The organism is Streptomyces sp. NPDC050164, assembly GCF_044459945.1.
GTDB classification, from domain to species: Bacteria; Actinomycetota; Actinomycetes; order Streptomycetales; family Streptomycetaceae; genus Streptomyces; species Streptomyces coeruleorubidus_A.
Genome location: NZ_JBITJK010000040.1, coordinates 66,132 through 86,788 on the forward strand (window position 1 = coordinate 66,132; position 20,657 = coordinate 86,788).

At 71.8% G+C, this 20,657-nt stretch carries 14 protein-coding genes and 2 tRNA genes; 6 read left to right on the forward strand and 10 right to left on the reverse strand.

The features are described from left to right. Window positions 1-21: 21 nt before the first annotated feature. Together ACIBNA_RS36675 and ACIBNA_RS36680 are read right to left on the reverse strand one after the other, a co-directional pair. A tRNA-Asn gene (locus ACIBNA_RS36675) sits at window positions 22-94 on the reverse strand. A 5-nt stretch (window positions 95-99) separates the two neighbouring features. Then, window positions 100-172, reverse strand: a tRNA-Asn gene (locus ACIBNA_RS36680). Window positions 173-330: 158 nt separating this feature from the next. Between ACIBNA_RS36680 and ACIBNA_RS36685 the strand changes: the two genes are divergently transcribed. The 4 genes from ACIBNA_RS36685 (at window position 331) to ACIBNA_RS36700 (ending at window position 6,002) form a co-directional block, all read left to right on the forward strand. Then, complete coding sequence (locus ACIBNA_RS36685; RefSeq protein WP_399169552.1) at window positions 331-636, forward strand: YtxH domain-containing protein; 306 nt, start codon at window positions 331-333, stop codon at window positions 634-636. Window positions 637-789: 153 nt separating this feature from the next. Next, window positions 790-2,238 (forward strand): FGGY family carbohydrate kinase, encoded by a 1,449-nt coding sequence (locus ACIBNA_RS36690; protein ID WP_399169530.1) that lies wholly within the window; start codon window positions 790-792, stop codon window positions 2,236-2,238. Between the two features lie 102 nt (window positions 2,239-2,340). Continuing rightward, window positions 2,341-4,074 carry an ABC transporter ATP-binding protein gene (locus ACIBNA_RS36695; protein ID WP_399169532.1) on the forward strand — a complete coding sequence of 578 codons (1,734 nt, stop codon included), beginning with the start codon at window positions 2,341-2,343 and terminating at the stop codon, window positions 4,072-4,074. Beyond that, on the forward strand, window positions 4,074-6,002 hold the full coding sequence (locus tag ACIBNA_RS36700) for an ABC transporter ATP-binding protein (RefSeq protein ID WP_399169533.1): 1,929 nt from the start codon (window positions 4,074-4,076) through the stop codon (window positions 6,000-6,002). Before ACIBNA_RS36695 ends, ACIBNA_RS36700 begins: the two co-directional genes overlap by 1 nt. Before the next feature lie 115 nt (window positions 6,003-6,117). On the opposite strand, the gene ACIBNA_RS36705 is transcribed toward ACIBNA_RS36700, so the two are convergent. The 5 genes from ACIBNA_RS36705 to ACIBNA_RS36725 form a co-directional block, all read right to left on the reverse strand. After that, window positions 6,118-7,410: an RNA polymerase sigma factor gene (locus tag ACIBNA_RS36705; protein ID WP_399169535.1), complete on the reverse strand. Its 1,293-nt coding sequence runs from the start codon at window positions 7,408-7,410 to the stop codon at window positions 6,118-6,120. Window positions 7,411-7,496: 86 nt separating this feature from the next. After that, window positions 7,497-9,419: a DNA primase gene (gene dnaG / locus ACIBNA_RS36710; protein WP_399169536.1), complete on the reverse strand. Its 1,923-nt coding sequence runs from the start codon at window positions 9,417-9,419 to the stop codon at window positions 7,497-7,499. A 116-nt stretch (window positions 9,420-9,535) separates the two neighbouring features. Continuing rightward, window positions 9,536-10,801 (reverse strand): NAD(P)/FAD-dependent oxidoreductase, encoded by a 1,266-nt coding sequence (locus tag ACIBNA_RS36715; protein WP_399169537.1) that lies wholly within the window; start codon window positions 10,799-10,801, stop codon window positions 9,536-9,538. A gap of 167 nt (window positions 10,802-10,968) precedes the next feature. Beyond that, complete coding sequence (locus tag ACIBNA_RS36720; protein ID WP_399169538.1) at window positions 10,969-12,279, reverse strand: deoxyguanosinetriphosphate triphosphohydrolase; 1,311 nt, start codon at window positions 12,277-12,279, stop codon at window positions 10,969-10,971. A 158-nt stretch (window positions 12,280-12,437) separates the two neighbouring features. Further along, a complete protein-coding gene (locus ACIBNA_RS36725) occupies window positions 12,438-13,211 on the reverse strand; it encodes a sirohydrochlorin chelatase (protein WP_399169539.1) in 774 nt (257 codons plus the stop codon). A 215-nt stretch (window positions 13,212-13,426) separates the two neighbouring features. Here ACIBNA_RS36725 and ACIBNA_RS36730 point away from each other — a divergent pair, with 215 nt between their 5' ends. Continuing rightward, entirely contained in the window at window positions 13,427-14,125 is a 699-nt protein-coding gene (locus ACIBNA_RS36730) for a vancomycin high temperature exclusion protein (protein WP_399169540.1), read from the forward strand. 202 nt (window positions 14,126-14,327) lie between these two features. Here ACIBNA_RS36730 and ACIBNA_RS36735 read toward each other — a convergent pair whose 3' ends face one another. From ACIBNA_RS36735 to ACIBNA_RS36745, 3 genes are read right to left on the reverse strand one after another with little or no spacing between them, the layout of a single operon-like run. Beyond that, a complete protein-coding gene (locus ACIBNA_RS36735) occupies window positions 14,328-15,095 on the reverse strand; it encodes an enoyl-CoA hydratase-related protein (protein WP_399169541.1) in 768 nt (255 codons plus the stop codon). A 21-nt stretch (window positions 15,096-15,116) separates the two neighbouring features. Then, a complete protein-coding gene (locus ACIBNA_RS36740) occupies window positions 15,117-16,385 on the reverse strand; it encodes a hypothetical protein (RefSeq protein ID WP_399169542.1) in 1,269 nt (422 codons plus the stop codon). Continuing rightward, a complete protein-coding gene (locus ACIBNA_RS36745) occupies window positions 16,382-17,902 on the reverse strand; it encodes an amino acid adenylation domain-containing protein (protein WP_399169543.1) in 1,521 nt (506 codons plus the stop codon). The genes ACIBNA_RS36740 and ACIBNA_RS36745 overlap by 4 nt, the downstream gene beginning before the upstream one ends. Before the next feature lie 314 nt (window positions 17,903-18,216). Between ACIBNA_RS36745 and ACIBNA_RS36750 the strand changes: the two genes are divergently transcribed. Next, window positions 18,217-20,475, forward strand: coding sequence for a molybdopterin oxidoreductase family protein (locus ACIBNA_RS36750; protein WP_399169544.1), 2,259 nt, complete (start codon window positions 18,217-18,219; stop codon window positions 20,473-20,475). Window positions 20,476-20,657: the final 182 nt, after the last annotated feature.

Below are 20,657 nucleotides of genomic sequence, written 5' to 3' on the forward strand. Positions count from 1 at the left end.
TGGGGGTCCTCGTTCAGCGTGCTCCCCCGACTGGACTCGAACCAGTAACCTGCCGGTTAACAGCCGGCTGCTCTGCCAATTGAGCTACGGAGGACCGAGCTCCCCGGACTGGACTCGAACCAGTAACCTGCCGGTTAACAGCCGGCTGCTCTGCCAATTGAGCTACCGAGGAAGGTCTCGTTGCATCGAACGCACCTACCTGGGTATTCGCCAGGGGGCGCGCGCTCGCTGCGACACATACATTAGCGCAAGCAGGGGGGTGCTCCGCCAATCGGTACTCCCCGGCGCCCACGCCGCACCGGAGACCTAGGCAAGGGAAGGGTGACCGCCATGCGTTACCGGCTCACGTTCGTCGCCGGAGTCGTCCTGGGTTACGTGCTGGGCACGAGGGCCGGACGCGAGCGCTACGAACAGCTGAAGAAGTCGGCCCGCCAGTTCGCGCAGAACCCCGCCGTCCGCAACACCGCGGAGTCGGCGGCCCAGCAGGGCCGCGAGTTCGCGGGCAAGGCGTACCACGTGGTGAGCGACAGGGTCGGCGACCGCGTCCCCGACTCGGTGGCCGAGCGAGTCCGCCACCTCCGCGAGCGAGCCATCCACAACGGCGGCGAGGACGACTGGGGCACAAGCAATACGTAACAGTTCTTTCTCGACGCCGGGCGGGGTCATGCCCGCCCAGGGGCGCGGGGAACAGCGCGACCAGCCACGAAGCACCCGCACCCGAACCCCGGCGACGCACCCCCACGGCGCCCACGGCTCAACCCAAGCGGAGCGTGCGGCAGAATTTTGGCCATGGGGATAGTCGCCGGGTTGGACAGTTCGCCCGATTTCACTCGTATCGTCGTCTGTGACACGGACACCGGAGCCGTGCTCAGGCAGGGATATGCACCGCATCCGGTGGAGAGCCCCGACGGCGGCGGCCGACCGTCCGACGTCGATCCGCAGGCCTGGCTGCTGTCTCTGGGCGAGGCCGCGGGCGGCGGGCTGCTCGAGGGCGTGCAGGCGATCGGCGTCTCGGCGCAGCAGAACGCCGTCGTGCCGCTGGACGCGCAGGGCAACACCGTGCGGCCGGCGATGGTCGGCGGCGACAAGCGGACGCAGGTCGCGGCGGCCGATCTCATCGACGCGCTCGGGGGGCGCGAGGCGTGGGCGCAGGCGGTGGGGTGTGTGCCGCAGGCCGCGCAGCCGGTGACGAAGCTGCGCTGGCTGGCCCGGACCGAGCCCGAGAACGCGCAGCGCACCGCGATCCTGCTGCAGGCTCACGACTGGCTGGTGTGGCAGCTGCTGGGCCGGCCGGTGCGACGGACCACCGACCGGGGCGGGGCGTCCGGGACCGGGTACTGGTCGGCGGCGACCGGCGCCTACCGGCCCGACCTGGTCGAGCTGGCGCTCGGGCACCAGGTGATGCTGCCGGAGGTGATCGGCCCCGCGGACGCGGCCGGCAGGACCCCGGAGGGGCTGCTGATCTCCGTCGGGACCGGCGAGACCATGGCGGCGGCCTTCGGGCTCGGCATCGGCCTCGGGGACGCGGTCGTCTCGCTGGGCGCGTCCGGGTCCGTGATGGCCGTCCACCCCGAGGCGCTGGTCGACGGCTCCGGGATGATCACCGCCCTCGCCGACGCGACCGGCATGCACCTGCCCGTCGTCACCACGCTGAACGCCGTACGGACGCTGCGCGGGACCGCCGAGCTGCTGGGGCTGTCCGATCTGGAGAGCCTGTCCGAGCTGGCGATGAAGTCGACGCCGGGGGCGCACGGGCTGGTGCTGCTGCCCTATCTGGAGGGTGAGCGCACGCCGAACCTGCCGCACACCGCCGGGACCCTGGCGGGCCTGCGGCGCGAGTCGATGAAGGCGGAGCATCTGGCGCGGGCCGCGTTCGAGGGCATGCTGTGCGGGCTCGCGGACGCGCTGGACGTGATGCGCGCCCGGGGCGTGGAGGTGCGGCGGGTGTTCCTGCTCGGTCCGGCCGCCGAACTGCCCGCCGTGCAGGCCGCCGCGCCCTCGCTGTTCGGGACGCAGGTCGTGGTGCCGCAGCCGGCGGACTACGCGGCGATCGGCGCCGCCCGGCAGGCGGCCTGGGCGCTCGGGGTGTCCCAGGGCACGCTCGACGCACGGACCCCGCCGGCCTGGCACGGCGCGGTCGCGCAGGTGCTGGAGCCCGGGGAGGAGCTGGCCGTGGGGCAGGCGGTGCGGCAGCAGTTCGTGTCGGTGCGGGATCAGACGCACCCCGGGGCGTTCTGACCGCCTGTTGGGTTAATTCGGTTGAGGTAACGCGGGTGGAGTGTTCGACGATAGGGGCCAGGGGCAACCAACCGCCCCGTCGTCCACTCCGAGAGAAGCAGCGTGCTCATACGACTCCTGCGGACCTACATCAGGCCCTACAAGAGACCCATCGCCCTGCTGGTGCTGCTGCAGTTCCTGCAGACCTGCGCCACGCTCTACCTGCCCACACTCAACGCGGACATCATCGACCAGGGTGTCGTGAACGGGGACACCGGCTACATCCTGGGCTACGGCGGCCTGATGATCGGCATCTCGCTGGTCCAGGTCGTGTGCAACATCGGTGCCGTGTTCTACGGCGCCCGGACGGCTGCGGCGCTCGGGCGGGACCTGCGGGCGGCCGTGTTCGACCGGGTGCAGTCGTTCTCCGCGCGTGAGGTCGGTCACTTCGGGGCGCCCTCGCTGATCACCCGGACGACGAACGACGTCCAGCAGGTGCAGATGCTGGCGCTGATGACGTTCACGCTGATGGTGTCGGCGCCGATCATGTGCGTGGGCGGCATCGTGCTGGCGCTCGGTCTCGACGTGCCGCTGTCCGGGGTGCTGGTGGCGGTCGTGCCGGTGCTGGGCATCTGCGTGACGCTGATCGTGCGGCGGCTGCGGCCGCTGTTCCGGGCCATGCAGGAGCGGCTGGACACGGTGAACCGGGTGCTGCGCGAGCAGATCACCGGCAACCGCGTGATCCGCGCCTTCGTCCGTGACGAGTACGAGCAGCAGCGCTTCCGGAAGGCCAACAGCGACCTCACCGACTTCTCGCTGGGCACCGGCAACCTGCTCGCGCTGATGTTCCCGATCGTCATGACGGTGGTGAACCTGTCGTCGATCGCGGTCGTGTGGTTCGGCGCGCACCGGATCGACAGCGGCGGCATGCAGATCGGTGACCTGACGGCGTTCCTCGCCTATCTGATGCAGATCGTCATGTCCGTGATGATGGCCACCTTCATGTTCATGATGGTGCCGCGCGCGGAGGTCTGCGCCGAGCGCATCCAGGAGGTGCTGGACACCTCGTCGAGCGTCGTGCCGCCGTCGGCGCCGGTGCGGGAGCTGCGCCGGCACGGGCATCTGGAGCTCCGCGGGGCCGGCTTCCGCTACCCGGGTGCCGAGGAGCCGGTGCTGCGGGCCGTCGACCTCGTCGCCCGGCCCGGCCAGACGACCGCCGTCATCGGCTCGACCGGCAGCGGAAAGTCCACGCTGCTGGGGCTGGTCCCGCGGCTGTTCGACGCGACCGACGGGCAGGTGCTCGTGGACGGTGTCGAGGTGGCGGAGATCGACCCGGAGCTGCTCGCGAAGACCGTCGGGCTGGTGCCGCAGAAGCCGTATCTGTTCGCGGGCACGGTGGCGACCAACCTGCGCTACGGCAATCCGGACGCCACCGACGAGGAGCTGTGGCACGCGCTGGAGGTGGCGCAGGCCAGGGAGTTCGTCGAGCGGCTGGAGGGCGGGCTCGACGCGCCGATCGCGCAGGGCGGGACGAACGTCTCCGGTGGGCAGCGGCAGCGGCTCGCGATCGCCCGGACGCTCGTGCAGCGCCCGGAGATCTACCTCTTCGACGACTCCTTCTCCGCGCTCGACTACGCCACGGACGCCGCCCTGCGGGCCGCCCTCGCACAGGAGACGGCCGAGGCGACCGTCGTGATCGTCGCCCAGCGGGTGGCGACCATCAGGGACGCCGACCGGATCGTCGTCCTCGACGAGGGCCGGGTCGTCGGCACCGGCCGGCACCACGAGCTGATGGCGGACAACGAGACCTACCGGGAGATCGTGCTCTCCCAGCTCACGGAAGCGGAGGCTGCCTGATGGCGGGGCCCATGGGGCGGATGGTGGCCGGGGGCGGCCCCGACCAGCGCTCGCTGGACTTCAAGGGGTCGGGCAAACGGCTCGTCGCGCAGTTCCGGCCGGAGCGCGTGACCATCTACGTGCTGCTGCTGTGCGTGGTGCTCAGCGTCGGTCTCAACGTCGTCGGGCCGAAGATCCTCGGCAAGGCGACCGACCTGGTCTTCGCGGGCATCGTCGGGCGGGACATGCCGGACGGGGCGAGCAAGGAGCAGGTCCTCGACTCCATGCGGCAGCGCGGGGACGGTGACGTCGCCGACATGCTGCGCAGCACCGACTTCACCCCCGGCAAGGGCATCGACTTCACGTCCGTGGGGAACGTGCTGCTGCTCGCGCTGGGCGTGTTCCTGGTGGCCGGTCTGCTGATGGCGGTGGCGACGCGGCTGGTGAACCGGGCCGTGAACCGCACCATGTTCCGGATGCGCGAGGACGTGCAGACGAAGCTGTCGCGGCTGCCGCTGTCGTACTTCGACAAGCGCCAGCGCGGTGAGGTGCTGAGCCGGGCCACCAACGACATCGACAACATCGGGCAGACGCTCCAGCAGTCGATGGGGCAGCTCATCAACTCGGTGCTGACCATCATCGGCGTGCTGGCGATGATGTTCTACGTCTCCTGGATCCTGGCGCTGGTCGCGCTGGTGACCGTGCCGCTGTCGTTCGTCGTCGCCACGCGCGTGGGCAAGCGGTCGCAGCCGCACTTCGTGCAGCAGTGGCGCTCTACGGGCATGCTGAACGCGCACATCGAGGAGATGTACACCGGGCACGCGCTGGTGAAGGTGTTCGGGCGGCAGCGGGAGTCGGCGCAGCAGTTCGCCGAGCAGAACGAGGCGCTGTACGAGGCCGGGTTCCGGGCGCAGTTCAACAGCGGGGTCATGCAGCCGCTGATGATGTTCGTGTCGAACCTCAACTACGTGCTGGTGGCGGTCGTCGGCGGGCTGCGGGTCGCCTCGGGGTCGCTGTCCATCGGTGATGTGCAGGCCTTCGTCCAGTACTCGCGGCAGTTCTCCATGCCGCTGACGCAGGTCGCGTCCATGGCGAACCTGGTGCAGTCGGGTGTCGCCTCGGCGGAGCGGGTCTTCGAGCTGCTGGACGCCGAGGAGCAGAGCGCCGATCCGGTGCCGGGCGTGCGGCCCGAGGAGCTGCGCGGGCAGGTGGCGCTGGAGCACGTGTCGTTCCGCTACGACCCCGACAAGCCGCTGATCGAGGACCTCTCGCTGAAGGTGGAGCCCGGGCAGACGGTGGCCATCGTCGGCCCGACGGGCGCCGGCAAGACGACGCTGGTGAACCTGCTGATGCGGTTCTACGACGTCACCGGCGGGCGCATCACCCTCGACGGGGTCGACATCGCACGGATGTCCCGGGACGAACTGCGCGCCGGGATCGGCATGGTGCTCCAGGACACGTGGCTGTTCGGCGGCACGATCGCGGAGAACATCGCGTACGGGGCCGCCCGGGAGGTCACGCCGGGGGAGATCGAGGAAGCGGCCCGGGCCGCGCACGCGGACCGGTTCATCCGGACGCTGCCGGACGGGTACGACACGGTGATCGACGACGAGGGGACGGGGGTCAGCGCGGGTGAGAAACAGCTGATCACCATCGCCCGGGCGTTTTTGTCCGACCCGGTGATCCTGGTGCTGGACGAGGCGACGAGTTCGGTCGACACCCGGACCGAGGTGCTGATCCAGAAGGCCATGGCGAAACTCGCGCACGGGCGTACGTCGTTCGTCATCGCCCACCGGCTGTCGACGATCCGGGACGCGGACGCGATTTTGGTGATGGAGAACGGGGCGATCGTGGAACAGGGCGCGCACGAGGAGCTGCTGGCGGCGGACGGGGCCTACGCCCGGCTGTACAAGGCGCAGTTCGCGCAGGCGGTGGCCGAGGTCGACTGAGTTCGTCGCTCGGCGCTGGGGCTGGGCGCGGGTGGGTGCGCGGCCCGGCGCTGCGGGGTGCCGCTGCGCCCACCCGACCCCCATCGCCCCAGCGGCACGACTGCCCGCAGCTGAGTCAGTCGAGGTAGCCCCTCAGCTGGTCCGCGAAGGCGTGGTCCCTCAGTTTGTTGAGGGTTTTGGACTCGATCTGCCGTATGCGTTCCCTGGTCACGCCGAAGATGCGGCCGATCTCCTCCAGCGTGCGGGGGCGGCCGTCGGCGAGGCCGTAGCGGAGCTGGACGACCTTGCGCTCCCGCTCCCCCAGGGTCGACAGGACCGCTTCCAGGTGCTCCTTGAGGAGGAGGAACGCGGCGGATTCGACGGGGCTGGTGGCGTCGCCGTCCTCTATGAGGTCGCCGAGGGCGACGTCGTCCTCCTCGCCCACGGGCGCGTGCAGCGACACCGGCTCCTGGGCGAGGCGCAGTACCTCGCTGACGCGCTCAGGGGGCAGGTCGAGGTGCGCGGCGACCTCTTCCGGCGTCGGCTCGTAGCCCCGCTCCTGGAGCATGCGGCGCTGGACGCGGACGACCCGGTTGATGAGCTCCACGACGTGCACGGGAACCCGGATGGTGCGGGCCTGGTCGGCCAGGGCGCGGGACATGGCCTGGCGGATCCACCAGGTGGCGTAGGTGGAGAACTTGTAGCCGCGGGCGTAGTCGAACTTCTCGACGGCCCGGATGAGCCCGAGGTTGCCCTCCTGGACGAGGTCGAGCATGGTCAGGCCGCGCCCGACGTAGCGCTTGGCGACGGAGACGACCAGGCGCAGGTTGGCCTCGATGAGCCGGCGCTTGGCCATCCGGCCCATGACGACGAGCCGGTCGAGGTCCAGCGCCAACTGGCTGTCCAGGTCGGGGGCGAGCCGCAGCTTCTCCTCGGCGAACAGGCCGGCCTCGACGCGGCGGGCGAGTTCGACCTCCTCGGCGGCGGTCAGCAGGGAGATGCGGCCGATCTCCCGCAGGTACTGGCGGAACAGGTCCGAGGAGGGACCGCTGGTGTCGGCGCGGGCCGGCGGCGGTTCGACGGCTTCGGGAGCCTCGGCCGTCTCGATGGCCTCGGCTGGCGGCTCCTCCGGTTCCGTCTCGGGGCGGAGCACGACGCGGCTCTGCGCCGGGACCGCGGGGAGGACGTCGTCCTCCGCGTCCGGTGCGGTGCCGTCGGCGGCGATGGCGCTGCTGACGTCGGTCTGGGTGAGGGTCTGGGTCTGCACGGGGGCGACCTCCAGGATGATCGCTGCCAAGGCGGGCGGCAGCGGTACTTCGGGGGCGGAGTCGGCGGCCTCGCCGCTGTCCGTCCCGTACGCGATGAGCGGAACCGCGGGGGTGTGGGACCCGTCGGGTACGGATCGGCCGCGCTCCGAGGACTCAGGCACCGCAACCCAGTGTGGGGTAAGACACATCGTCGCCACGAGGGGCGTGCGATGACTTTTTGCTTCCGGTCCGTGACCGCGCGGTGACGTCAGAGCGCGGCGGCGCCGTGTTCCCGCAGGGTCTGGTCGTATTGCTGGAGGACCCAGAGCTCGTTCTGCACGGCGGCCAGCTGGGCCGGGTCGCCGTGGCTGCCGAGGCGGGTGAGCTGGCTCTGGATGTCGCGGATGCGGCGTTCGACGGCGCGGCGGCGGACGGTGACCAACTGGGCGCCCGCGTAGGTCTCGTCGACGCCCTTGACGCCCTTGTGCAGCAGGATCGCCTCGACGGCCAGTTCCGTCACCATCGCGCGGACCGCGTCGTCCGGGGCGGCCTCGCGGACCTTGACCAGGTAGTCCTGGGGGTCCGCGACGCCCGGTTCGGTGCCGCCGGCGTCCAGGATGGCCTGGCGGACGGCGGCGTAGGGCGGGGCGGTGAACTCGTCGACGCCGTACGCGTCGAAGGCCGGGGAGACCAACTCGGGGCGCTGGAGGGCGAGTTTGAGGAGTTCGCGTTCGGTGGCGTAGACGGGGTTGCGGAGGTTGAGGGCCGGGCCGCGGGGGGCGGCGGGCGGCTGGGCGGAGGCGTAGTGCTGCGACCCGTGCTGGTGCCGGTCCGGGGCGGGGCCCTTGCCGCCGCGGTCGCGGGCCCAGCGGGCCAGCTGGGCCACGCGCTTGACCACGAACTGGGTGTCGAGGATGCCGAGCATGCCGGCGAGTTGGACGGCGACCTCGTGCTGGGCGCCGCTGTTCTTGATGCGGGCGACGATCGGGGCCGCCTCGTCCAGGGCGGCGGCGCGGCCCGCGGGCGTGTCGAGGTCGTAGCGGACGACGATCTGGCGAAGGGCGAACTCGAAGAGCGGGGTGCGGGGTTCGACCAGGTCCGCCACCGCCTCGTCGCCCTTGGCCAGGCGCAGGTCGCAGGGGTCCATGCCGTCGGGGGCGATGGCGATGTACGTCTCGGCGGCGAACTTCTGGTCGTCCTCGAAGGCGCGCAGTGCCGCCTTCTGGCCGGCCGCGTCGCCGTCGAAGGTGAAGATGACGCGGGCCGAGCCGTTGTCCATCAGCAGCCGGCGGAGGATCTTGATGTGGTCGCCGCCGAAGGCCGTGCCGCAGGTGGCGATGGCGGTCGTCACCCCGGCGAGGTGGCAGGCCATGACGTCCGTGTAGCCCTCGACGACCACCGCGCGACTCGCCTTCGCGATGTCCTTCTTCGCCAGGTCGATGCCGTAGAGGACCTGGGACTTCCGGTAGATCGCCGTGTCGGGCGTGTTGAGGTACTTGGGGCCGTTGTCCGCCTCGTACAGCTTGCGGGCGCCGAAGCCGACGACGTCGCCGCCGATGTCGCGGATGGGCCACATCAGACGGCCGCGGAAGCGGTCGATGGGGCCGCGGCGGCCCTCCTGGGCGAGGCCGGAGAGCAGGATCTCCTTGTCGGTGAAGCCCTTGCCGCGCAGATAGCGCGTGAGGTGGTCCCAGCCCTGGGGGCTGTAGCCGACGCCGAAGTGCACGGCGGCGGCCTGGTCGAAACCGCGCTCGGCGAGGAAGACGCGGCCGGTTTCGGCCTCGGGGCTCATCGCCAGCTGTTCCGCGTACCACTCGGCGGCGATCTTGTGGGCCTCGACCAGGCGGATGCGTTCGCCGCGCTGGTGGGAGGGGTTGTAGCCGCCCTCCTCGTAGCGCAAGGTGATGCCCGCCTGGCCGGCCAGGCGCTCGACCGCCTCCGAGAAGGAGAGGTGGTCGATCTTCATCACGAACGTGATGGTGTCGCCGCCCTCCTGGCAGCCGAAGCAGTGGAACAGGCCCTTGCTGGGGCTGACCTGGAAGGACGGCGACTTCTCGTCGTGGAACGGGCACAGGCCCTTGAGGTTGCCGCCGCCCGCGTTGCGCAGCTGGAGGTACTCGGACACCACGGCGTCGATCGGGACCGCGTCCCGTACCGCCTTCACGTCCTCGTCGTTGATCCGTCCAGCCACGGAGTGATTCTACGGGGCAGAACTGACACTCCTGCGGCCGTGACCGCCCCCCGGCCGGGGGTCCGGGGGTTGCCCCCGGGAATTGCAGCACGGGGCAGAACCGACACCCCTGACGGCTACGAGGCGAGGCTGTCCAGCGGCGCGTGCGGATCTGCCAGGGCCTCCGTGTTCACCCGGGCCTTCGAGCGGATCAGCTGCTGGATCTTGTCTGTGACGTCCCACACGTTCACGTTCATCCCGGCCAGCACCCGGCCCTCCTTCACCCAGAAGGCGATGAACTCGCGCCGGCTCGCGTCCCCCCGGATCACCACCTGGTCGTACGTCCCCGGCGGCGCCCAGCCGGAGTACTCCATGCCGAGGTCGTACTGGTCGGAGAAGAAGTAGGGCACCCGGTCGTACGTCACGTCCCGGCCGAGCATGCAGCGGGCGGCCGCCGGGCCGCCGTTCAGCGCGTTGGCCCAGTGCTCCACCCGCATGCTGGTCTCGAAGAGGGCGTGGTGGAAGGAGGCCACGTCGCCGGCCGCGTAGATGTCGGGGTCGGAGGTGCGCAGCCGCTCGTCGACCACGACGCCGCCGCCCCGCGCCGGGCCGGCGATCTCCAGCCCGGCCGCCTCCGCGAGCGCGACCCGCGGGGCCGCGCCGATCGCGGCCAGGACGTCGTGCGCCGGGTGTTCCTCGCCGTCGTCCGTGCGGGCCGCGAGGACCATGCCGTCCTGGCCGACGATCTCGGTGAGCCGGGTACCGAAGTGGAAGCGGACGCCGTGGTCGCGGTGCAGGTCGGCGAAGAGCTGGCCGAGCTCGGGGCCGAGGACCGAGTGCAGCGGGGTCGGCCCGCGGTGGATCACGGTGACCTCCGCGCCGTACTCGCGGGCCGCCGCCGCGACCTCCAGGCCGATCCAGCCGGCGCCCGCGATCACGAGGTGGCCGTTGTCGCGGCCGAGGTTGGTCAGCACGTGTTTGAGCCGCTCGGCGTGGGCGAGGCGGCGCAGGTGGTGGACACCGGCCAGGCCCGTGCCCGGGATGTCGAGGCGGCGGGGCTCGGCGCCGGTCGCCAGGAGCAGCTTGTCGTAGCGGACGACGGTGCCGTCCTCGCCGAAGCGGACCGTCTTCGCCGTACGGTCGATCGCGTCGACGGTCTGGCCGAGGTGCAGCTCGATGTCGTTCGCCGCGTACCAGGCGGGCTCGTGCACGAAGACGCTGTCGCGTTCCTCCTTGCCGAGGAGGTAGCCCTTGGACAGCGGCGGGCGCTCGTAGGGGTGGTCACGTTCGTCGCAGATCAGTATCACGCGGCCGGTGAAGCCCTCCGCCCGGAGCGTCTCGGCCGCCTTGGCGCCGGCGAGTCCGCCTCCGACGATGACGAATGTCTGATCCGCGTCGACCACTTGATGCCTCCTCGTAAGGGTGTCGCCACTTGCGAGCGTCCCGCACGGAGCGTGATGCGGGAAGGGGGAGTGACCCGATCAGGCCACGGAGGGTCACAATCGGGCGTGCCGTGGCCCGCTGTTTCCCTGGTGCTGTCCCCTGTTTCCCGTCAGTTTTCCCGTCAGTCTCATGCGTGCCCTGTCAGACGGGCGTGAAGCGACCGGGCGGAGGTGTCGGTGAGGGAGGAGATCTGGTCGACGATCACCCGCTTGCGGGCCCGGTCGTCCGGCGCCCGGTCGAACAGGGCGCGGAACTGCGGGTCCAGGCCGTCCGGGGCGCGGGCGGTGAGCGCCTCGGCCAGTTCGGCGACGACGATGCGCTGGTCGGCGCGCAGGCGTTCCTGCTCGGCGCGCTGCATGACGTAGAGGTCGGCGACGGCCTTGAGGACGGCGCACTCCATCCGGGCCTCGCGCGGGACGACCAGTTCGGCGGCGTACCGGGTGAGCCGTCCGGTGCCTCCCCCAGTGCCTGAACGGCCTGGGTGGTACCCCCACGCGGTGCGGGTCGCGCTCTCGGCGGCCAGGCAGAAGCGGCCGATGAGCTGGCTGGTGGCGTCCTTCAGCCGGGCCTGGGCGACGGCGGTGCCGTCGTAGCCGTGCGGCCACCACTCCTGGGCGAGGAGCCGGTCCAGGGCCTCGGCGAGTTCGGCGGGGGCGGTGTCCGCCGGTACGTACCGGCCGCGGGCGACCTGGAAGACGTCCTGCCGTTCCGGTTCCGCGTGCAGGCAGTTCGGGTCGATGTGGCCGGCGTGCAGGCCGTCCTCCACGTCGTGCACCGAGTAGGCCACGTCGTCGGACCAGTCCATGACCTGCGCCTCGAAGCAGGTGCGGGTGCCGGGGGCGCCCTTGCGGACCCAGTCGAAGACCGGGCGGTCGTCCTCGTACACACCGAACTTGTTCGACGCCGGGTCGGTGGGGTGGGCGCCGCGGGGCCAGGGGTACTTGGTGGCGGCGTCGAGGGCGGCGCGGGTGAGGTTGAGGCCGACGGAGCCTTCGGGGGTGAACCGTTTGGGCTCGATGCGGGTGAGGAGTCTGAGGGACTGGGCGTTGCCCTCGAAGCCGCCGCAGTCCGCCGCGAACTCGTTGAGGGCCTGTTCGCCGTTGTGGCCGAAGGGTGGGTGGCCCAGGTCGTGGGAGAGGCAGGCGGCTTCCACGAGGTCCGGGTCACAGCCGAGGGCCGCGCCCAGCTCGCGGCCGACCTGGGCGCATTCGAGGGAGTGGGTGAGGCGGGTGCGGGGGCTGGCGTCCCAGGCCGGGCCCATGGTGCCGGGCGTCACCACTTGGGTTTTGCCGGCGAGGCGTCGTAGGGCGGCGGAGTGGAGGACTCGGGCCCGGTCGCGTTGGAAGGCGGTGCGGCCGGGGCGTTTGTCTGGTTCCGGGGCCCAGCGGTCGACTGACGTCGGGTCGTAGGCCGGGGAGGTTTGTGGGGTGCCTGCCATGTGTCGACAGTACGGGCATGGGTGTGCTGTGTGCCTGAGCGTTTGCCGGGTTCGGGTGTGTGGCGGGTGCGGGTCCGGTGTGGCTGGTCGCGCCCACGCGGCGGAGCCGCATGTCGACACAGCCCCGCGCCCCTTGGCTACGTGCACCACCCCGCGTTTTAGGCCGAAGCCAATTCGGGCACAGCCGGGGACGCCGTCGCCAGGGTCTCGTCGTAGCGGTGGAGGAGGAGTTGGGCCATGGACGGGTGGGTGCCGAGGGGGGCCGCCGCTATCCAGGGGGCCGCCTGGGCGCACTCCGTGGCGAAGCGGCCGGGGGCCGTGAAGTAGGAGGCCAGGGCTATGTGGTGGCGGCCCCTGGCGAGGAGGGTGCGGACGGCCGACTGGACCGTGGGGGTCGCTGCCGAGGCGTAGGCCGGGAGGACCGGGACGCCCAGGCGGGCCGCGAGGAGGTGTGCCGTGCGGGTGGTGTCCGTCTTCGCGTCCGGGTCGCGGGAGCCGGCCGCGGCGAGTACGACCGCGCTGGTGCGGCGGGGCGTGCCGCCCCAGCCGGCCTCCTCCAGGCGGGCCTGGAGGGCGTCCACCAGGAGGGGGTGCGGGCCCAGGGGGGCCGCGACGTGGGTGCGGGCCGGGGAGGCCGCGGCCATCTCGGGGATGTCCTGCTTGACGTGGTAGCCGCGGCTGAGGAGGAGGGGGACCAGGACGGCCTCCGTGTCTCCCAGGGCGGCGAGGGTGTCGGGGAGCAGGGGGGCGTTCAGTTCGATGTGCCCGAGGTGGACCGGCACGTCGGGGCGCAGCGCGCGGACGCGGTCCAGGAGCGCGCGTACGGTGCTCAGCGCACGGGGGTCGCGGCTGCCGTGCGCCACGACCACGAGGGCGGGCGGGGCCGGGCGGCGCGTGGCGGGCGGCGGGACGAGGCTGAGCTTGCTGGGCATACGAGCGATGGTCGCCGCCGCACGTTGCCGTCCCGTTGCGTGGGCGTCACGGGTGTTTTCCGGCGGTTCACGATGCGGGACGGTCGGAGTGTGAGGCCGCTTGACCCGCGGTTTCCGTGTAACGAGTGAAGCTGGTCACGCGTACGCGGATGAACCGGGCGGCCCGAGGAGGCGTCCCTGACTGTCGAGGGGCCGACCTGGGGAGGGACCGTCCGATGCGTCGTGTGACGTTCCGCAGACCGCGGCTGCCGGGTACCCGGCGAGGGCAGCGGCGGCTCGTGCAGGCCGTGATGGCCGGGTGCGTGCTCGCGCTGCTTCCGGCGACCTGGATGCATGTGGCCGCGGGTGACCGGCTGCGGACGGCGGCCGACGTGCCGCGGACCGATGTGGCCGTGGTGTTCGGTGCCGGGTTGTGGGCCGGGGAGCCCTCGCCGTACCTCGCGCACCGGCTGGACGCGGCGGCCGAGCTGTACCGGAAGGGACGGGTCGAGGTGGTGCTCGTCACGGGGGACAACAGCCGCGAGGACTACGACGAGCCGGACACGATGCGTGTGTACCTGACGCGGCACGGGGTGCCCGACGGGCGGATCGTCAGCGACTACGCGGGGTTCGACACCTGGGACTCCTGCGTGCGCGCGAAGAAGATCTTCGGGGTGGACGAGGCCGTGCTGATCAGCCAGGGATTCCATATCCGGCGGGCGGTGGCGCTGTGCCAGGCGGCGGGGGTGGAGTCGTACGGGGTGGGAGTGGACGCCGTGCATGACGCGACCTGGTACTACGGGGGTGCCCGGGAGATCATCGCCGCCGGGAAGGCGGCTCTGGACGCGGTGTTCCGGCCAGATCCCCGGTTCCTCGGGCCCCGGGAGCCGGGCGTGGAGCGGGCGTTGGCCACGGCCGAAGAGACGCTCGAATGAATCCGGACTTTCTCCCCTCGCTGGTTTGATGCGCGCATTTCACCCCGGAGTGTGAAAATACGACTTGGATGCTCTCCATGGTCATGTGATCACACTCAGCGTCTCCGCCGTGACCGGGGCCGTGTCCTGACCAGACACAGCCCCTGAACATGGCCGGGGCGGGCGCGCGGCCGGTGCGCTCCGCGCGTCCCGCCCCCGGCTGTCAGAGCCCGCGGAAGGCCGGTGGGCGCTTGCGAAGGAACGCCGTCATCCCCTCCTTCTGGTCGTCGGTGGCGAACAGGGCGTGGAAGACGCGGCGTTCGAAGCGGATGCCGTCGCGCAGGCCGGTTTCGAGGGCCTGGTCGACGCACTCGCGGGCCGCCCTGACCGCCATGCGGCCGTACGAGGCGATCGTCGCCGCCGCTTCGAGGGCCTCGGGCAGGACGCGGTCGTCCGGGACCACTCGGGAGACAAGACCGCAGCTTCCGGCCTCCCGTGCGTCCATCGTGCGGCCGGTGAGGATCAGGTCCATCGCCTTGGCCCGGCCGACCAGACGGGTCAGCCGCTGGGTGCCGCCGATACCGGGGATGACGCCCAGCCTGATCTCCGGCTGGCCGAAGAGCGCCGACTCCCCCGCGACGACCAGGTCACACATCATCGCCAGCTCGCAACCGCCGCCGAGGGCAGGGCCGTTGACGGCCGCGATCTTCGGGGTGCGGAGGGCCGCGAACTCCTCCCAGGCGGCGAAGTAGTCCTCTGCCGCCATGTCCACGGCCGACTTCGGGGCCATCTCCTTGATGTCGGCGCCTGCCGCGAAGACCCCCTCCGAGCCGGTGACGACGAAGCAGCCGGTCCCGGGGTCCGCGTCCAACGGGCGGAGGGTGTCCAGGAGTTCGGTGAGGAGCTCACTGCTGAGCGCGTTGCGGACGTGCGGGCGGTGCAGGCGTACCGTCACCACGCGGTCGTGGCGCTCGACCTTCAGGTTGTTCATCTGCCTTCTCCTTCCGAGGGGTCACGAGTCCCAGATCGCTCCGTACGCCGGAACGCCGCGCCGTTCCAGGCCGTGCACCACCTGCCAGGTCAGCCGCTTGTTGGAGATGCAGATGACCGCCTCGGCGCCGAAGTCCCGGTACGCGGCGTGGGCGAGGCGCACCATGTCGGGCTTGCCGCGCCGCGAGGTGTCCCAGACCAGGGCGTGCGGCTGGACGGCGAGGATCTCGTCGACCAGGGCGTCGCCGTAGGTGGCGCGGGGGTCACGGGTCGCCCAGACCAGGCGCGAGGGGACCTCGGCGGCCAGCAGGTGGGGCAGGCAGGGGCCGATGCCGCTGCCGGTCGCGACGTAGACCACCTTTGTGAACAGGACCTCGATGTTGGCGACTCCGGCCGTGGTGATGCCCTTCACCCACACCCGCGAGGGCACGTCGTCGATGAAGGAGCCGGTCCAGTCACCGGCGCGGGAGATGGTGAGCCGGAAGCCGGAGCGGCCGGGGGCGGGGACGTTGGCGAAGGAGTGCCACTCCTTCAGCGGGCTGCGGCTGATCGCGGTCGAGGAGCCGGCGAAGGGCGTCTCGCCGTAGTCGAAGCGGGCCAGCGCCACGTGCGGGGAGGGGCGTTCGACGCGGACGTCCACCTTGCGCAGCCGCAGCCAGGGCAGGGCCACGCTGAAGGTGACGACGGCGAGGACCGCGAGCGGCACCGGTCCCTGGCCGGACAGCAGGGTGTGGGCCCAGAAGAGCGCGAGGGCGCTCCAGCCGCCGAAGCGGTGGATCTTCTCGAAGTGGTCGTGGTGGCGGGAGCGGAAGGGGGGCAGCGCGGTGGCGACGATCAGGGCGAGGAGGGCCACCAGGGTCCAGCTCACCGTGATCAGCGGCAGGTCCGTTCCGGCGCGGGTCACCGCGACCGTCAGGGCCAGGAACCAGGCCGCCCCGGCCAGCGCCCCGCCCACGTGCAGCCCGCCGAAGTGGTACACCTTGCCGAGCGTCCAGCGGACCTTCAGCGGCCAGCTCACCGGGGCCGAGGTCGCCAGCCGGAACAGGAGGTTGATGACGTACTGCTGGCGTACGAGGACGGCGAGGGCGAGGTTGGCGAGGGCGGCGTGCCCGAGGGCCGGTGTGGCCGGGGGCCCGGCTGCCCACAGGAACGCCGCGTTGGCCAGGAGCACCAGGGCCGCGAGGCGGTTGTAGTGCATCAGGCGGGGGTGTTTGAGCAGGCGGCGGGGGGCGGGCAGGAGCGGCGGGAGCTCGCCCGTGTCCAGGTGGGTCCGGGCGGGGGACGTGGTCATCGGGCCACCGCCAGGCGCTCGTCGAGCATTCCCAGCAGGGCCTGTTTGTCGACCTTGCCGCGGTCGGTCTCGGGGAGGAACGCCAGCGGCAGGACCTGCTCGGGGACGCAATAGTAGGGCAGGGCGTCCGCGACGGCGCGGCGGGCCGTGTCCGGGTCGACGTCGGCCGGGCAGACGAAGGACACCAGGGTGCGGGCGTCGCGTTTCAGGGTGACGGCGCGGGTGCAGCCGGCGGCCGTCTCCAGGACGGAGGAGACGGAGTCAAGCTCGACGCGGAAGCCGCGCACCTTGACCTGGTCGTCGGTGCGGCCGAGGTGTTCCAGCTCGCCGCCGGGGGTCCAGCGGCCGAGGTCCCGGGTGCGGAACATGCGCCGGCCGCCGCCGAGGAAGGGGTCGGGGGCGTAGCGCTCGGCGTTGAGGGCGTCGTTGTCGAGGTAGCCCGCGGAGACGCAGTCGCCGCCCGCCCACATCTCGCCTGCCTCGCCGACGGGCAGGGGGCGCCGGTCGGCGTCGAGGACGTAGACGGTGTTGTTGGGGGTGGGGCGGCCGATGGTGAGCAGTGCGGCGGCCGGGTCGTGACGGCTCATCGTGTTGACGATGGTGGTCTCCGTCGGGCCGCAGCAGTTGTGGAAGACGGCCTGCCGGGCCCAGCGGTCGGCCAGGGGGCGCGGGCAGGGCTCCCCCGCGACGGCGACCGTGCGCACACGCGGGCAGCCGGCGGGGTCGAGGCCGGACAGCACGGTCGGCGTGGCGATCAGCACGTCGGCGGTGCGGGCCGCCGCGGCGATGTCCTTTCCGCGGATGACGAGGGTGCCGCCGTGGGCAAGGCAGCCAAGGATCTCCCAGGCGGCCATGTCGAAGGCGATGTTGAGGAGCTGGGCGACCCGGTCGCCGGGGCGGATGCCGAGGCCGCCCGGCTCGGTGAGCAGGATGTTGGCGACGTTGCGGTGGGTGACCTTCACGCCGTTGGGGCGGCCGGTGGTGCCGGAGGTGAACAGGACGTAAGCGCCGTGGTCGCCGGTGACGCGCGGGCGCGGGGCGGGGGCGTACGGCAGCGGCTCGTCGAGCGCGAGCAGCAGGTGGCCGTCCGGCAGCGGTACACGGTGGGCGTGTTCGGCGACGGTGAGGACGACCCGGGTCCGGGCGGTGCGGATGACGTGGGTGAGCTGGGCCGGGGGCGCGAGGCCGATGTCCTGCGGGACGTAGGCGGCGCCGGCCTTCAGGATGCCGAGCAGGCCGACGAGCATCGGGATCGAGCGGCGGACGAAGAGGCCGACGTGGTCGCCGGGGCGTACGCCCTCGCGGACGAGGCGGGCGGCGAGGGCGTCGGCGTACCGGTCGAGCTCGCCGTAGGTGAGGTGCGCGCCCTGGTGTTCGGCGGCCACGGCGTGCGGGGTGGCCGCGGCGTGCCGGGCGACGGCGTGGTGCAGGAGCGGGTCGGGGACGGGGACGGTGGGGCCCCGGCCGTACTGCCGGAAGAGCTGCTGGTCGTGGGGGGTCAGATGGCGCAGAGGCATGATCGGTTGGCCTCCTGGCTGGTTCGAGTGTCGGATGTTCGAACGCCGTGCGGAGTCGTGCGAGCGCTGCGCGTAGCGAGAGCGTAGTGGCCCTGCTTCAACCCTCAACTAGGTCGGATCGGCCAAGAAGGGAACGCAATGAGCCACATGTGCCGTTTTTCGTCACATGGGCAACGTCGGGGCCGGTCGGCGGCGACGTGAAGGTGGGCAGGCGTGTGCCTCACGCGGGCGGGGCGGCGGCGGGGAGGTTGCCGTCCCTGCCGCGTAACAGGGAACCGTCCCGGGCGTAACACGGCCGAAGCACGCTGAACGGTATGCAGACCACCGCCACGCCCACGCACTGCCCGTACTGCGCCCTGCAGTGCGGGATGAACCTGACGCCCGCCCCGGACGGGACCGTCGAGGTGAGCGAGCGTACGGACTTCCCGGTGAACCGGGGCGCGCTGTGCGGCAAGGGCCGTACGGCGCCGGCAGTGCTGGCCTCGAACGTGCGCCTGACCTCACCGCTGGTGCGCGACGGGGGCACGCTGGTGCCGGCCTCCTGGGACGAGGCGCTGGACCGGATCGCCGAGGGGCTGCGCCGGACGCGCGCGGAGTACGGACCGGACGGGGTCGGGGTGTTCGGCGGGGGCGGTCTGACGAACGAGAAGGCGTACACGCTCGGCAAGTTCGCGCGGGTCGTGCTCGGCACGTCCCAGATCGACTACAACGGCCGTTTCTGCATGTCGTCGGCCGCGGCGGCCGGTATCAAGGCGTTCGGTCTCGACCGGGGGCTGCCCTTCCCGCTGGAGGACATCCCGAAGGCCGGCTGCGTGATCCTGGTCGGGTCGAACCTCGCGGAGACCATGCCGCCGTCCCTGCGTTTCTTCACCGAGCTGAAGGAGAACGGCGGCACGCTGATCGTCATCGACCCGCGCCGCACGAAGACCGCCGAGCAGGCGGACCTGCACCTGGCGCCCCGGCCGGGCACGGACCTGGCCCTCGCCCTGGGCCTGCTGCACCTGGTGATCGCCGAGGGACGGGTGGACGAGGAGTACGTCCAGGAGCGGACCGCGGGCTGGGAGGACGCCAGGGCCGCCGCGATGGCGCACTGGCCGGAGTACGTGGAGCGGATCACGGGGGTGTCCGTACCCGAACTGCGGGAGACGGTACGGCTGTTCTGCGAGCCGGAGGCGGCGATGGTGCTCACGGCACGCGGGCCCGAGCAGCAGTCCAAGGGCACCGACACGGTGGGCGCGTGGATCAACCTGTGCCTGGCGACCGGCCGGGCGGGCCGCCCGCTGTCCGGGTACGGCTGCCTGACCGGGCAGGGCAACGGGCAGGGCGGCCGCGAACACGGCCAGAAGGCCGACCAGTTGCCGGGCTACCGCAAGCTCGACGACCCGGCGGCGCGGCGGCATGTCGCCGACGTGTGGGGCGTGGACCCGGACTCACTGCCCGGCCCGGGCCGCAGTGCGTACGAGCTGCTGGACGCGCTGGGCACGGACATCAAGTCCCTGCTGCTGATGGCGTCCAACCCGGTGGTGTCGGCGCCGCGTGCCGCGCACATCGAGGAGCGCATCAAATCCCTGGACTTCCTGGCCGTCTGTGACGTGGTCCTGTCGGAGACGGCAGCGCTCGCCGACGTGGTCCTGCCGGTCACCCAGTGGGCCGAGGAGACGGGCACGACGACCAACCTGGAGGGCAGGGTCCTGCTCCGCCGCCAGGCCATCACCCCGCCCGACGGTGTCCGCAGCGACCTGGAGGTCCTCCACGAACTGGCCGCCCGCCTGGGCGTGGAGAAGGGCTTCCCGACGGACCCGGAGGAGATCTTCGAGGAACTCCGCCGGGCGAGCGCGGGCGGCCCCGCGGACTACTCGGGGATCACGTACCGCAGGCTGGTGGAGGAGAACGGGGTGTTCTGGCCGTGCCCGGCGGTCGAGCCGGAGGGCCTGACGGGGGCCCAGGACGGGGCGGGCGGCCCTGGCGCGCAACGGAGCGCGGCGGGCCGCCCGGCCTCCACAGGAGACACGACGGGCTCCACAGGAGACACGACGGCCTCGACAGCAGACACGAGGGCCTCCACGAGGGACACGAAGGTCTCCACGGGGGACACGACAGCCCCTTCCCACCCCGGCACCCCCCGCCTCTTCCTCGACCGTTTCGCCACCCCCGACGGACGCGCCCGCTTCGTCCCCGTCTCGCACCGGGCCATCGCCGAGGAACCGGATGACGAGTACCCGGTGCTGCTCACCACCGGGCGGGTCGTGGCGCAGTACCAGTCCGGGGCGCAGACCCGGCGGGTGGCGGAGCTGAACGCCGCCGCGCCCGGGCCGTTCGTGGAGCTGCACCCGCGGCTGGCGGCCCGGCTCGGGGCGGCCGAGGGCGATCCGGTGGCCGTCGTGTCGCGGCGGGGCCGGGCCGTGGCGCCCGCCCGGATCACGGACGCCATCCGCCCCGACACGGTTTTCATGCCGTTCCACTGGCCGGGCGAGGGCCGCGCCAACTCCCTCACCAACCCCGCGCTCGACCCGACCTCCCGGATGCCGGAGTTCAAGGCGTGCGCGGTGCGACTGGAGGCGGTGCGGCCCTAGGGTCTGTCGTTTGGATCACGCCGCAGACGCGGGGTCTGGCACCGAGCAGAACAGTCGCTTCCCTGCGACCTGATCCAAACGACAGACCCTAGTAGTGCTTCGTTACGTTGGGTGATCTCGCCTGGTGGTGGGCATCCTCTCCGGTATGAGGTTGGGGGAGGTGGAACGACTCCGGGGCGAGT

What these genes read in the sequence shown, in the direction of transcription:
- ACIBNA_RS36740 (WP_399169542.1), bottom strand. Translation starts at nt 16,385, where the DNA reads ATGACCACGTCCCCCGCCCGGACCCACCTGGACACGGGCGAGCTCCCG.
- ACIBNA_RS36720 (WP_399169538.1), bottom strand. Translation starts at nt 12,279, where the DNA reads ATGGCAGGCACCCCACAAACCTCCCCGGCCTACGACCCGACGTCAGTC.
- ACIBNA_RS36735 (WP_399169541.1), bottom strand. Translation starts at nt 15,095, where the DNA reads ATGAACAACCTGAAGGTCGAGCGCCACGACCGCGTGGTGACGGTACGC.
- ACIBNA_RS36690 (WP_399169530.1), top strand. Translation starts at nt 790, where the DNA reads ATGGGGATAGTCGCCGGGTTGGACAGTTCGCCCGATTTCACTCGTATC.
- ACIBNA_RS36685 (WP_399169552.1), top strand. Translation starts at nt 331, where the DNA reads ATGCGTTACCGGCTCACGTTCGTCGCCGGAGTCGTCCTGGGTTACGTG.
- ACIBNA_RS36700 (WP_399169533.1), top strand. Translation starts at nt 4,074, where the DNA reads ATGGCGGGGCCCATGGGGCGGATGGTGGCCGGGGGCGGCCCCGACCAG.
- ACIBNA_RS36745 (WP_399169543.1), bottom strand. Translation starts at nt 17,902, where the DNA reads ATGCCTCTGCGCCATCTGACCCCCCACGACCAGCAGCTCTTCCGGCAG.
- ACIBNA_RS36725 (WP_399169539.1), bottom strand. Translation starts at nt 13,211, where the DNA reads ATGCCCAGCAAGCTCAGCCTCGTCCCGCCGCCCGCCACGCGCCGCCCG.
- ACIBNA_RS36730 (WP_399169540.1), top strand. Translation starts at nt 13,427, where the DNA reads ATGCGTCGTGTGACGTTCCGCAGACCGCGGCTGCCGGGTACCCGGCGA.
- ACIBNA_RS36750 (WP_399169544.1), top strand. Translation starts at nt 18,217, where the DNA reads ATGCAGACCACCGCCACGCCCACGCACTGCCCGTACTGCGCCCTGCAG.